Annotated in this window: 13 protein-coding genes; 9 read left to right on the forward strand and 4 right to left on the reverse strand. The window is 33.8% G+C overall.

The features are described from left to right. Positions 1 to 37: 37 nt before the first annotated feature. The 4 genes from ACS8MM_RS02860 to ACS8MM_RS02875 are packed head-to-tail and all read left to right on the forward strand — an operon-like array spanning position 38 to position 1601. Complete coding sequence (locus tag ACS8MM_RS02860) at positions 38 to 616, forward strand: TMEM175 family protein (RefSeq protein WP_379712830.1); 579 nt, start codon at positions 38 to 40, stop codon at positions 614 to 616. A 16-nt stretch (positions 617 to 632) separates the two neighbouring features. Continuing rightward, the gene (locus tag ACS8MM_RS02865) at positions 633 to 806 is read left to right on the forward strand and encodes a DUF1272 domain-containing protein (protein ID WP_379712832.1); all 174 of its coding nucleotides are present in this window, start codon (positions 633 to 635) and stop codon (positions 804 to 806) included. A gap of 1 nt (position 807) precedes the next feature. Next, a complete protein-coding gene (locus ACS8MM_RS02870) occupies positions 808 to 1236 on the forward strand; it encodes an SRPBCC family protein (RefSeq protein ID WP_379712834.1) in 429 nt (142 codons plus the stop codon). A gap of 2 nt (positions 1237 to 1238) precedes the next feature. Then, positions 1239 to 1601, forward strand: coding sequence for a DUF1304 domain-containing protein (locus tag ACS8MM_RS02875; protein WP_379712836.1), 363 nt, complete (start codon positions 1239 to 1241; stop codon positions 1599 to 1601). On the opposite strand, the gene ACS8MM_RS02880 is transcribed toward ACS8MM_RS02875, so the two are convergent. The 3 genes from ACS8MM_RS02880 to hutH all read right to left on the reverse strand — a co-directional run bounded on the left by ACS8MM_RS02880 (position 1590) and on the right by hutH (position 4072). Further along, entirely contained in the window at positions 1590 to 2075 is a 486-nt protein-coding gene (locus tag ACS8MM_RS02880) for a GyrI-like domain-containing protein (RefSeq protein ID WP_379712838.1), read from the reverse strand. The genes ACS8MM_RS02875 and ACS8MM_RS02880 overlap by 12 nt on opposite strands. Positions 2076 to 2086: 11 nt before the next feature. Further along, complete coding sequence (locus ACS8MM_RS02885; protein ID WP_379712840.1) at positions 2087 to 2380, reverse strand: hypothetical protein; 294 nt, start codon at positions 2378 to 2380, stop codon at positions 2087 to 2089. Positions 2381 to 2569: 189 nt separating this feature from the next. Beyond that, positions 2570 to 4072: a histidine ammonia-lyase gene (gene hutH / locus ACS8MM_RS02890; protein WP_379712842.1), complete on the reverse strand. Its 1503-nt coding sequence runs from the start codon at positions 4070 to 4072 to the stop codon at positions 2570 to 2572. 125 nt (positions 4073 to 4197) lie between these two features. Here hutH and ACS8MM_RS02895 point away from each other — a divergent pair, with 125 nt between their 5' ends. The 5 genes from ACS8MM_RS02895 to gcvT all read left to right on the forward strand — a co-directional run bounded on the left by ACS8MM_RS02895 (position 4198) and on the right by gcvT (position 11781). Continuing rightward, positions 4198 to 5559 (forward strand): TlpA family protein disulfide reductase, encoded by a 1362-nt coding sequence (locus tag ACS8MM_RS02895; RefSeq protein ID WP_379712844.1) that lies wholly within the window; start codon positions 4198 to 4200, stop codon positions 5557 to 5559. Positions 5560 to 5924: 365 nt separating this feature from the next. Then, complete coding sequence (thrA, locus tag ACS8MM_RS02900) at positions 5925 to 8366, forward strand: bifunctional aspartate kinase/homoserine dehydrogenase I (protein ID WP_379712846.1); 2442 nt, start codon at positions 5925 to 5927, stop codon at positions 8364 to 8366. Between the two features lie 11 nt (positions 8367 to 8377). Next, on the forward strand, positions 8378 to 9310 hold the full coding sequence (locus ACS8MM_RS02905; protein ID WP_379712848.1) for a homoserine kinase: 933 nt from the start codon (positions 8378 to 8380) through the stop codon (positions 9308 to 9310). Between the two features lie 2 nt (positions 9311 to 9312). Beyond that, a complete protein-coding gene (gene thrC, locus ACS8MM_RS02910; RefSeq protein WP_379712850.1) occupies positions 9313 to 10611 on the forward strand; it encodes a threonine synthase in 1299 nt (432 codons plus the stop codon). 87 nt (positions 10612 to 10698) lie between these two features. Next, the gene (gene gcvT / locus ACS8MM_RS02915; protein WP_379712852.1) at positions 10699 to 11781 is read left to right on the forward strand and encodes a glycine cleavage system aminomethyltransferase GcvT; all 1083 of its coding nucleotides are present in this window, start codon (positions 10699 to 10701) and stop codon (positions 11779 to 11781) included. A 64-nt stretch (positions 11782 to 11845) separates the two neighbouring features. Here gcvT and ACS8MM_RS02920 read toward each other — a convergent pair whose 3' ends face one another. After that, positions 11846 to 12424 (reverse strand): outer membrane beta-barrel protein, encoded by a 579-nt coding sequence (locus tag ACS8MM_RS02920; protein ID WP_379712854.1) that lies wholly within the window; start codon positions 12422 to 12424, stop codon positions 11846 to 11848. Positions 12425 to 12440: the final 16 nt, after the last annotated feature.

A 12440-nucleotide genomic window follows, 5' to 3' on the forward strand; every position in this document is an offset into this window, starting at 1 on the left:
ATCAATTTTATTCTAATCAAACTTTAATCAATACGAAATGAACAAAAACAGACTCGAAGCTTTTAGTGACGGAGTTCTTGCCATTATCATCACAATTATGGTACTAGAACTAAAAATCCCTGACGGAACGAATTTAAAAGCGCTTTTACATTTGTTTCCCATATTCGTTAGTTATATTTTGAGTTTCATTTATGTTGGTATTTACTGGAACAATCATCATCATATGATGCACACCGTTAAAAAAGTTACCGGAAGTATTTTGTGGGCAAACCTTCATTTACTTTTCTGGCTTTCTTTAATCCCTTTTGCTACGGCATGGACCGGTGAACATCATTTTGCTCCATTTCCGATGTTTTTTTATGGTTTTATCCTTCTTATGTGTGGAATTGCATACAACATTCTTCAAAAGCAAATCATCAAAACGCAAGGTGAAAATTCATTACTCGCCAAAGCAATTGGAAAAGACATCAAAGGAAAAATCTCACCTATTTTGTATTCTATAGCCATATTGTCGACCTATTTTCATGAAGTATTCTCGGGAATAATTTATATTTTAGTTGCTTTGATGTGGTTAATTCCTGACAAAAGAATAGAAAAAATAATCGATAACGAATAATTTCAGTATTATGGAAATGCGAACACAATGCGAAAAATGTACTACCGAATTAAATCATCAGTCGGAAGCCTACATTTGCAGTTACGAATGTACCTATTGTTCCGATTGTTTTCGTAAATTGAAAGCAGTTTGCCCTAATTGCTCGGGCGAATTAGTTATCCGACCTAAACGCAAACCAACAACCGAATAATATGCCAACAATTTACCATGATTTCTCAATCAAAGTTCCTGCAGAGCGAGTTTTTGAAACAGTTTCAACTCCTTATGGATTAGATAATTGGTGGACGCAACGCAGTAGTGGAAAACAGGAAATAGGCTCTGTATTTAACCTCCATTTCTCAGATGAATACAATTGGTTTGCAGAAATTACCATATTAAAACACAATCTGCAGATTGAATTTTCAATAAACAAAGCTATGGAAGAATGGATGCCAACTAGCTTTGGTTTTATATTAACCGAAAAAAAACAAGGTGTCACATCGGTAGAATTTTATCATAAAGACTGGACAACAGAAAGCAAAGAATTTAAAGTTGCCAGTTATTGCTGGGCCAATTTATTACGCCAAATGAAACAATACTTAGAAGAAGGAATAATAACACCATTTAACGAAAGAAATTAATTATGAACATCATTGCAACTATTATTATCGCTTTTGTAATTTTCATCCATGTTTATATCGTTTGGCTGGAAATGTTTGCTTGGACCACGCGAGCTAAAAAAGTTTTCAAAAGTATTCCCGAACATTTATTTGAACCCACAAAAGTTTTAGCTGCCAATCAAGGCTTATACAATGGATTCTTAGCTGCTGGTTTGCTTTGGTCTTTGATAATTCAAGACGAAATTTGGAGTAAAAATGTAGCTTTGTTTTTTCTAGGATGCGTGGCTGTTGCTGGCATTTATGGAGCAGTAACTGCCTCAAAAAGAATTTTATATGTTCAGACTGTACCAGCCGTTTTAGGAATTCTGTCTGTTCTATTCCTTTAATTTAATTGGAATATAAATGGTTTCTTCTGAGTCTGGATCCATTGGATCATATTTTCCTTCGGGAATAATTTCAAAATGCGGACGAGAATTATCCAATTCATATACGGATGCAGGAATCCATTCCGAAAATATCTTTTTAAAAAATACAGGAGCTTGTACGATATTTCCTTTGTAAGGAAAAACAGCATACAAGCCTCCTGTTAAATTGAATTTTTGTAATTCAGTAGGTATATTCTCAAAATCTGTAACTTCGACCAAAGCCCATTTAACAAATTGCAACGTTGGATCTTCCATAAAATCATTCGGATACATCTGCAATGAAATACGCTCTCCTCCTACTTTATTCGGTATTTCTTTAACTTTTGGCATAAAACCACCCCACAATTGCGCAGTTTTATTTTCAATAAAAGACATTGTTAGTGAATTCCCAACTAATTTTTTTTCTGCCAAATCTGTTGTCCTAAACTCCATCATAGCTTATAAATTTAGCCCAGTTTTACTACATCAATGCTAAAAAAATGAGCCAATTCCGAAGCAAGTTCTTTCGCTTCCCTTTCTGACAATTGTTTTTTTATTATAAAATCCTGATGCAAATAAAACTCAAAATAAACAAACCACCCTGTATTGGTTGAAGCACTATTATAATCAATTCCAATTTTTTTCAATTGATGATAATCGGTTATTTTTTTATGATTGCTATACAGACCTTTCTCTTTAATTTCCAATAACCTCTTCCCATTTTTTCTCCATTCAATGTAAGATTCAAAATTTATTAGCATGAATAGTCCAAAGACAATAAAATAACCAATAAAAAAAGTATACGCAATATTATACCATTTGAGATTAAACAGTAAACCAATAAAAAAAACCAATATAATTAGCGCCCTTACAATTGCACTTGTTAGGTCGAAGGAAAATTTATAAATAAATTTATATTCGTTTTTAATGATAAAAAACGACATAAAAATCTATTCTGAAATTTCAATTTGGAAACTTTCTAGAAATGCAATTGATTTTTCAATATCATAATGCAAAATTCTATCTTCATTCACCAGTGGCACTTCTTCACGATAGGATTTCAAGAACATTTCCAAAAATTCACTTGACTTTAAAGGTCGTCTAAATTCAATAGCTTGCGAAGCATTCATCAATTCAATAGCTAAAATTCGCTCCAGATTCTCCATAATTTTCAAACACTTTGTAGCGGCATTGGCCCCCATAGAGACATGATCTTCCTGTCCGTTACTTGATACTATACTGTCAATACTTGCTGGTGTAGCCAATTGTTTGTTCTGACTTACAATACTAGCTGCTGTATATTGCGGAATCATGAATCCTGAATTCAATCCTGGATCACTTACCAAAAATGCAGGTAATTCACGAAGACCTGAAATTAATTGATAAGTTCTTCTTTCAGAAATGTTACCTAATTCCGCCAATGCCAAACCTAAAAAGTCTAAGGTTAATGCCAATGGCTGACCATGAAAATTACCACCCGATATAATCAAGTCATCTTCATGAAAGATATTTGGGTTATCTGTCACTGAATTGATTTCCGTTTTAAACACTTTTTTCACATAATCAATTGTATCCTTAGATGCTCCATGCACTTGTGGAATACAACGGAACGAATACGGATCCTGAACATGTTTTTTGGGTTGAACGATAATTTCACTACCTTCCAACAATTCCTGAAAACGTTGTGCAGTAACAATCTGTCCTTTATGTGGACGAACCATATGAATCAATTCATTAAATGGCTCAATTCTTCCATCAAAACCTTCAAGAGAAATCGCTCCGATAACATCCGCCAAATACGAATACTTCATTGCTTTTAACAAAGTATAGCACCCGTAAGCACTCATAAACTGAGTTCCATTCAATAATGCCAAGCCTTCTTTTGATTGCAAGACAATAGGCTTCCAACCCATTTTTTCCAATACTTTTGAAGCTGGCTGACGGAAACCATCAACATAAACTTCTCCTTCACCAATCAATGGCAAACACAAATGTGCCAAAGGTGCCAAATCTCCCGAAGCTCCCAAAGAACCTTGCGTATAAACTACCGGTAAAACATCGTTATTGTAGAAATCTATCAATCGCTCAACAGTTTGCAATTGAACTCCAGAATGCCCATAACTCAGTGATTTAATCTTTAAAAGTAACATAATTTTAACCACTTCATGAGGCACTTCATCACCTGTACCACAAGCATGAGATTTCATTAGGTTTTCCTGAAGTTTTGTCAAATTCTCATTGGAAATCTTGATATTATATAAAGACCCGAAACCAGTATTTATTCCGTAAATAGGATCGGTTTGTGATTCCATTTTTTTATCCAGATAAGCACGACATTTTTCAATGTTGATTCGAGCTTCTTCCGATAATTCTAATGTGAAATTTTGAGAAACGATTTCATGAAGTAATTCTAATGAAAACACATCAGAACTGATATAATGTACTGTATCCATCTTGGTTGTTAAATTGGTCTTCAAAATTCCGCAAAAAAGGATTCAAATCAAAATAAATATTAGGAATAAATTAAGATTTAAAAATCTATGTAATCCCTATATTTGATTCTACAAACTCCATTACTATGAAAACTATATTTTATGCATTGTTTGCATTCTTCATTTCATTATCCTGTTTTTCTAAAGAAAAGATTACTGTTTCTGGAAAAATCATTAATACTACCGATAATAAGCTCACAATTCGTGGCGAATCATTTGAAAAGACAATCGTTTTAAAATCGGATGGTGCTTTTTCTGAATCTTTTGAAATTGATTACAGCGGAAGCTATACATTAATGACCAAAGGTGCCAGAATCCCTTTGTATTTAGGTAAAGGTTCTAAATTGACGATCAATGCAGACGAAAAAGATTTTACTAAAACATTACAGTTTTCCGGAACAGGAGCTGTTGAAAATACATTTTGGCAACAAAAAAACGAATCGGTAACTAAAAGCCTTGGCAATCAAACTGACTTTTATTCACTTGAAGAATCCGCTTATATAAACAAAGTAAAAGAATTGAAAGAAAATGTTTTAGCTATATACAATAAAACAAAATTTAATGATAAATTTTTCAAGGAAAATGAATTGAAAAACATCAATTATTTTGAGTTACTTCAGTACTTGATTTATCCGCAATACCATGCACATTATGCTAAAAAAGAGGGTTTTAGAGCCTCTGAATCTTTCCCGAAATTAGATCCATCTTTTGATTTAGACAATAATTCCGAATATTTATTCTCTAATTCCTATAAGCAATTAGTACTCAATAACTTTAGTTATAAAATTAGTAAACTAGCTGGGGAAACTGCAGAATATACCTCCCAATATTCTTTACCCGAATTGAAAAAAATCAAAAGTCCAGCGATAAGAACTGCTATCATTCAGAATTTAGCGTATGAAGTGAGTGCTGGAAATCCTGATGCAGAAAACTTATACAATGAATTATTAACTTTATCTTCAGATACTAAATTCAAAGAAAACTTAACCACCAAATTCAATCAAATCAAAACGTTAACTCCTGGAAAAACATCTCCAGGATTTGATTACGAAAACTTTAAAGGTGGAAAAACTTCATTGGAAAGTTTAAAAGGAAAATATGTTTATATCGATGTGTGGGCTACTTGGTGTGGACCTTGCCGACGTGAAATTCCGTCGCTTCAAAAAGTTGAAGAAGAATTCAAAGGAAAAAACATCGAATTTGTAAGTATGTCAATTGATCAGAAAAAAGATTATGACAAATGGCGCAAAATGGTAGAAGAAAAATCTTTGGGCGGTATCCAATTATTTGCTGATAACGATTGGAACTCTCAATTTGTAAAAGAATATGCTATTGAAGGAATACCTAGATTTATACTAATCGATCCAAATGGTAAAATTATTTCGGCTGATGCTCCACGACCTTCTGATCCGAAATTGATAGCAAAGTTTAAAGAATTAGGAATATAAACTTTTATCAATCAAGATTATTTTCAAGGAATTGTAATTAAAATTTAATTGCAATTCCTTGTTTCTTTATAAAAGAATTCATTACTTTGGTTGAAGTAAATGAAAAAAGAAAGCCAAATATTAGTTTCTTTTAAAGTAAATCGCAATGATTTACAGGCTTCTTATGCATTAACAACAACGACCACAACAACAACAACAACTACTACCCCGCTCGGGGTATAATTTCTACATATTATCCGTTTGCGTACGTGTATTTTTTACACAGCATTTTGTTGTTCATTCAACTCACAATCTCATTACATTTCACCATTTATAATCCTCAATAGTATGTTTTATTGTGTGATTATAGGCTAAAACAATTTCTCATGAAAGTTTTAAAATTTGGAGGCTCCTCAGTAGCTAATCCTCAAAATATCGCAAAATCGGTAGGAATCATTAAAAATGAAGTACATAAAGTAGCAGTTGTAGTTTCTGCATTTGGTGGCGTAACCGATTCATTCATAGAAGCTATCCGACTAGCAAAATCTAAAGACAAATCATATAGTATAATACTGGAAACTTTAAAAAACAGACATTTAGAAACTCTCTCCCAGCTGGTACACGATTCTCATCAAAATGAAAGCTATCTGTACATTCAAAAATCCTTTGCTCATATTGAATCACTTTTGGAAGGTTGTTATCTACTAGGAGAATTATCACCTAAAGTTTCCGATACCATTCTGTCGTATGGAGAATTACTCTCATCCAAAATTATTTACGAATATTTAAAAGTAGATAATATCAAAGTAACTTATAAAGACAGTCGGGAACTCATACAAACGAATTCAGATTTTGGTAATGCTAAAGTCAATTTTGAAACAACCAACTATCTTATTCAGTATTATTTTGATAAAAATCAAGCATCTGTAACTGTTTTACCTGGATTTATAGGTCAATCTACAGAAGAAAATACAACTACTTTAGGAAGAGGTGGTTCGGATTATACTGCCTCAATTATTGCATCAGCTTTGGATGTAAATCAATTGGAGATTTGGACCGATGTAAGCGGTATGTATAATGCTAATCCAAGCATTGTCAAACAAGCTGAACCTATTCTTCAAATTTCATATCAAGAAGCTATGGAATTATCTCATTTTGGTGCTAAAGTTTTATATGCACCTACAATTCAGCCGGTGTTAAACAAAAACATTCCCATATATATCAAGAATACTTTTCATCCGGAAGCTATTGGAACTTGCATCAAAAATGTGGGAGCATCTGATCAAAATCCAGTAAAGGGAATAAGTCATATCGATACTATTGCTTTATTAACGCTCGAAGGCACAGGACTAGTTGGTGTGTCAGGAGCATCAAAGCGATTATTTAATGCTATTGCCAAAGAAAAAATCAATGTTGTCTTCATCACTCAGGCTTCATCAGAACACTCCATTTGCATCGGATTATCCGAAGAAGATGCTTATAAAGCCAAATTAGCTGTCGATTTGGAATTCCAACATGAAATCAAACAGCAAGTGATTAAGCCGATTGTTATAGAGAAAGAGTTAGCAATCATTGCATTAGTAGGCGAAAATATGAAAAACCATCAGGGATTGAGCGGTAAAATGTTTAGCACTTTAGGAAAAAACAATGTCAATATCAGAGCCATTGCACAAGGTGCTTCTGAGCGAAATATTTCGGCAATCATCGCTAAGAAAGATGTAAAAAAAGCTTTGAATTGCTTACATGAAAGTTTTTTTGAAGATAACATCAAACAATTAAACCTATTTATCTGCGGTGTTGGAAATGTTGGTGGAAAATTTATAGAGCAAATCAATCAACAAAAAAACTATCTAAAGGAAGATTTGAAAATAAATATTCGTATTGTCGCCATATCCAATTCAAAACAAATGCATTTTAATGAAGAAGGAATTTGCCTTGACAATTGGAAAGAAGCTATTCAAAATGGAGAAAAATCATGTGTAAAACAATTCATAGCCAAGGCAGAGCAATTGAATCTACGCAACAGTATCTTCGTTGACAATACTGCCGATTCTGAAATCGCAGCAATTTACAATCAATTCTTGCAGCAAAATATTGCCGTAGTAACTTGCAACAAAATCGCCTGTTCTTCTTCCTACGAAAACTACAGGAACCTGAAAAAACTCTCTAAAAAATACAATGCTCCATTCTTGTTCGAAACTAACGTTGGCGCGGGTTTACCAATTATTGACACACTCAAAAACCTAATTGCTTCTGGTGATAAAGTACATAAGATTCAAGCCGTATTGTCAGGTAGCTTGAATTTTATTTTCAACAATTTCAATACAAATAACTCATTTGAACAAGTTGTTCAGCAAGCAAAACTAGAAGGTTTCACTGAGCCGGATCCGAAGATAGATTTAAGTGGTATCGATGTGATGCGTAAGATTTTAATACTAATTCGCGAAAGTGGTTATCCTATGGAAATTGAAGAAATTGAGAACGAATCCTTCCTTCCTGAAGAATCATTGAATAGCGAATCTGTAGATGCCTTTTTTAAATCATTAATCACATATAATCAACATTTTGAAAGTTTATATCTGGAAGCGGTAAGAAATAATTGCCGACTAAAGTATGTTGCAAACTTTGAAAATGGAAAAGCAAAGGTTGGATTACAGCAAATTGATGAACAGCATCCTTTTTACAATTTGGAGGGGAAAGACAATATTGTTCTTTTCTATACTGAACGTTATGCTGAACAACCTTTACTCATAAAAGGTGCAGGCGCTGGTGCAGCTGTAACAGCATCAGGAATTTTTGCAGATGTGATACGAATTGGAAATAATTAAACGTAAAAAAAATGAAAAGTATACATCTATTTTGCCCGGCAACGGTAGCGAATTTATCCTGTGGATTTGATGTTTTAGGTTTATGCCTGGAGACCATCGGTGATGAAATGATTTTACATAAAACGGTAGAAAAAGGCATTCGAATTACGACTATTACTGGTGCCGATTTACCTACTGCTATTGAAAAAAATGTGGCTGGTGTTGCGGCAATGGCTTTACTAGACGAAATCAATCCAGATTTTGGGTTTGATATCGAAATACATAAAAAAATAAAAGCCGGAAGCGGCATAGGTAGTTCAGCTGCAAGTGCTTCAGGTGTAGTTTTTGGGATGAATGAATTATTAGGCCGACCTTTTTCTAAAAGCCAATTGGTTCAATTCGCCATGAAAGGTGAAGCTTTGGCTAGTGGAAGTGAGCATGCCGATAATGTGGCACCAGCTATTTATGGCGGATTTACTCTTGTTAGAGGATACAATCCGTTAGATATCATTCGAATTGAAAGTCCTTCGGAATTATATATAACAGTAATTCATCCACAAATTGAATTGAAAACTTCTGAAATGAGAGCCGTATTACATCCTGATATTCCACTAAAAAAAGCAATCACTCAATGGGGAAATCTGGGTGGATTAATTGCTGGATTATATACCAATGATTATGGATTGATTCAACGTTCACTCCATGACGAAATTGTGGAACCTTTACGGGGAAAATTCATCCCTAATTTTGAATTGGTGAAGAGTACAGCTATTAAAAATGGTGCACTTGGCGCTGGTATATCCGGATCCGGTCCCTCTATTTTTGCATTATGCGAAGGAAAAGAAATAGCGAATAAAATAGCTCTTGAAGTTGAAAAAATATTTCTAGAATCGTCAATTTTAGTCGAAATTCATGTATCCAAAGTTAATCCGGAAGGCATTAAAATAATCCAATCAAAATTTTAACCATGCACTATCACAGTTTAAACAACAAACACTATAAAGTTACTTTTCGAGAGGCAGTGGAACAAGGACTAGCTCCAGATTCCGGATTATTTTTTCCTGATACAATAACCCCTCTACCCGATTCTTTTTTTGATACAATTGAGAACAGAACGAATGAAGATATCGCCTATGAAGTAATCCATCAATTTACTGGCGAAGAAATTACCGAAACTGGTTTAAGGGAAATACTGAGTGAGACACTATGTTTTGATTTTCCACTGGTTAAAATGGAAGAAAATATTTTTGCCTTGGAATTGTTTCATGGTCCAACACTAGCTTTCAAGGATGTTGGTGCCCGATTCATGTCGAGATGCTTGGCTTATTTCAATAAAGGAACCAATAAAAAAATTACCGTTTTAGTTGCCACTTCTGGGGATACAGGTGGAGCGGTTGCTAATGGTTTTCTTGGTGTAGAGAATACTAATGTAGTCATACTTTATCCCGATTCAATGGTAAGTGATTTTCAAGAACGTCAATTAACCACTTTGGGGCAAAACATTAAAGCTATTGCAGTGAAAGGCACTTTTGATGATTGCCAAGCCATGGTAAAAAAAGCATTTTTGGATAACGATTTAAAAGAATGTCACTTAACATCTGCAAATTCGATCAATATAGCGCGTTGGTTACCGCAAATGTTTTATTTCTTCTTCATGTACAAAGAATTGAAAAAACTCAATAAGTCCATTATTCTTTCTTGTCCAAGCGGGAATTTTGGCAATATTTGTGCTGGAATGATGGCCAAACGTCTCGGGCTTCCTATTGAGCATTTTATTGCTTCAACTAATTCGAATGATACGATTCCTAGATTTATGACTTCCGGAACTTACGAGCCGAAAACTACGGTAGCTACCATTTCAAATGCGATGGATGTGAGTAATCCCAGTAATTTTGTTCGAATAGTCAATCTGTATAACAATGATCTTGTCAAATTGAAAAACGATTTTTCATCTTACACTTTTACAGATACAGCAACTTCAATTGCAATGCAGGAAGTCTTTCAAAAACAAAAATATTGTTTAGACCCACATGGAGCTGTTGGTTATTTAGGTTTAAAAAAGAAATGCAAAGAAAAACCCAATAGCATCGGTGTGTTTCTTGAAACGGCGCATCCCATAAAATTCGAGGAAACGGTCAAAGCGATAATAGGGGTTGATATTTCAATTCCTGTAGAAATCAAAGGAATATTAAATCACGAAAAAGTGAAACAATATTGTGAGAACTACAACGATGTAAAACACATCTTACTAGAGTTCAAAATATAACAAAAAGTACAATTTATGTTGTTCAAAATCTTTAGTAATTCCAAAAAATTAAAGTAATTTAGCGCTCGAAATTAACACAATAAACAAATGAAAAATACAGCATTAACACACATTCACGAAAGTTTAGGAGCAAAAATGGTTCCATTTGCAGGATACAATATGCCTGTACAATATGAAGGCGTAAATATCGAGCATGAGACAGTTCGTAATGGTGTGGGTGTTTTTGATGTGTCACACATGGGGGAATTCATGCTAAAAGGTGAAAATGCTTTGGCTTTAATCCAAAAAGTAACATCAAATGATGCTTCAAAATTAGTTGACGGAAAAGCACAATATTCTTGTTTACCCAATAACGAAGGTGGAATTGTAGATGATTTAATCGTCTATAAAATTGCTGACAATCATTACATGTTGGTAGTGAATGCATCAAATATTGAAAAAGATTGGAATTGGATTGCATCGCATAATGATTTGGGAGTGGATATGGAAAATCTTTCTGACGCTTATTCTTTATTGGCAATTCAAGGACCAAAAGCAGCAGAAGCCATGCAATCATTAACATCTATCGATTTAATAAATATGCCCTATTACTCGTTCCAAATTGGTGAATTTGCGGGTAAAAATGATGTAATTGTGTCTGCGACTGGTTACACTGGTTCAGGAGGATTTGAAATTTATTTCAAAAATGAAGATGCTGCTACTATCTGGAGTCGTGTTTTTGAAGCAGGCGCAGCATTTGGAATCAAACCTATTGGTTTGGCCGCACGTGATACTCTTCGTCTTGAAATGGGATTCTGTTTGTATGGCAATGATATTAATGACACTACTTCACCTTTGGAAGCAGGTTTAGGCTGGATTACTAAATTCGATAAAGAATTTACAAACTCAGCTAATCTTAAAAAGCAAAAAGAAGAAGGTGTAACCCGTAAATTGGTTGCTTTCGAACTAACGGAAAGAGGAATTCCTCGTCATGATTATGAAATTGTTGATGCAGACGGAACTATAATTGGCATCGTAACTTCTGGAACACAATCACCTTCATTGAATAAAGGAATTGGTTTAGGTTATGTTACAACGGCCTTTTCAACTATAGATTCAGAAATTTTCATCCGAATCCGTAAAAATGATGTTGCAGCTAAAGTGGTAAAATTACCTTTCTATAAAAAATAATATCTTCTATAAAATAAAAAATCCGCTTTTGAAAGCGGATTTTTTTATTTCTTGACATATCGAATTAAAGAACGAATACACCACCAATATTGAAAGATCCGAAACTATTTTTAATCGTATAATCAGAGTTTTCCGGCACTTCACTTAAACCTGTCATTCCTTGATAATCAAACAAAATGCTGAATTTTTTAGAAACCTCTAATTTATAACCAATTCCATAGTTTAATCCAATTTGAGTTGAATTTACAAGATCTTTGATATCTACGCCATTCGCTTCAGCCGATGACAAAAAACCAATACTAGGACCAAAATTCAAATTCCATTTTCTAGTACTACCAAAATGCCAATTCGCATTAACAGGAATAGTAACGTAATTTAACTCTTCTTTATAGCCATTGAACTTAGTACCCATTGTTTGAAATAACAATCCTGTGCGCAAACTCCAACGATCATTGTAGAAATAATCTAAATCTGCACCAAAATGTACCGACGTAAGTGAAGAGTTGTCCAAATTATCTTCTCCATAATAATTTGATGCTGAATGACCGATGAATGGGGTTAATTCAACAGTTCCTTTTGCTCTTTTTTGTGAAAACCCGGCAAACCCAATGGTAAGAGCAATGATAACAATAATTTTTCTCATGTAATTTTAATTAAAC

The sequence above is a fragment of the Flavobacterium sp. MAHUQ-57 genome, from assembly GCF_051908335.1.
GTDB lineage: Bacteria > Bacteroidota > Bacteroidia > Flavobacteriales > Flavobacteriaceae > Flavobacterium.

Excerpts from the sequence above, each read along its gene's own strand:
- ACS8MM_RS02870 (WP_379712834.1), top strand. The coding sequence starts at position 808 with ATGCCAACAATTTACCATGATTTCTCAATCAAAGTTCCTGCAGAGCGA.
- ACS8MM_RS02875 (WP_379712836.1), top strand. The coding sequence starts at position 1,239 with ATGAACATCATTGCAACTATTATTATCGCTTTTGTAATTTTCATCCAT.
- ACS8MM_RS02865 (WP_379712832.1), top strand. The coding sequence starts at position 633 with ATGCGAACACAATGCGAAAAATGTACTACCGAATTAAATCATCAGTCG.
- ACS8MM_RS02905 (WP_379712848.1), top strand. The coding sequence starts at position 8,378 with ATGAAAAGTATACATCTATTTTGCCCGGCAACGGTAGCGAATTTATCC.
- thrA (WP_379712846.1), top strand. The coding sequence starts at position 5,925 with ATGAAAGTTTTAAAATTTGGAGGCTCCTCAGTAGCTAATCCTCAAAAT.
- gcvT (WP_379712852.1), top strand. The coding sequence starts at position 10,699 with ATGAAAAATACAGCATTAACACACATTCACGAAAGTTTAGGAGCAAAA.
- ACS8MM_RS02880 (WP_379712838.1), bottom strand. The coding sequence starts at position 2,075 with ATGATGGAGTTTAGGACAACAGATTTGGCAGAAAAAAAATTAGTTGGG.
- ACS8MM_RS02920 (WP_379712854.1), bottom strand. The coding sequence starts at position 12,424 with ATGAGAAAAATTATTGTTATCATTGCTCTTACCATTGGGTTTGCCGGG.
- ACS8MM_RS02860 (WP_379712830.1), top strand. The coding sequence starts at position 38 with ATGAACAAAAACAGACTCGAAGCTTTTAGTGACGGAGTTCTTGCCATT.
- thrC (WP_379712850.1), top strand. The coding sequence starts at position 9,313 with ATGCACTATCACAGTTTAAACAACAAACACTATAAAGTTACTTTTCGA.
- ACS8MM_RS02895 (WP_379712844.1), top strand. The coding sequence starts at position 4,198 with ATGAAAACTATATTTTATGCATTGTTTGCATTCTTCATTTCATTATCC.
- hutH (WP_379712842.1), bottom strand. The coding sequence starts at position 4,072 with ATGGATACAGTACATTATATCAGTTCTGATGTGTTTTCATTAGAATTA.
- ACS8MM_RS02885 (WP_379712840.1), bottom strand. The coding sequence starts at position 2,380 with ATGCTAATAAATTTTGAATCTTACATTGAATGGAGAAAAAATGGGAAG.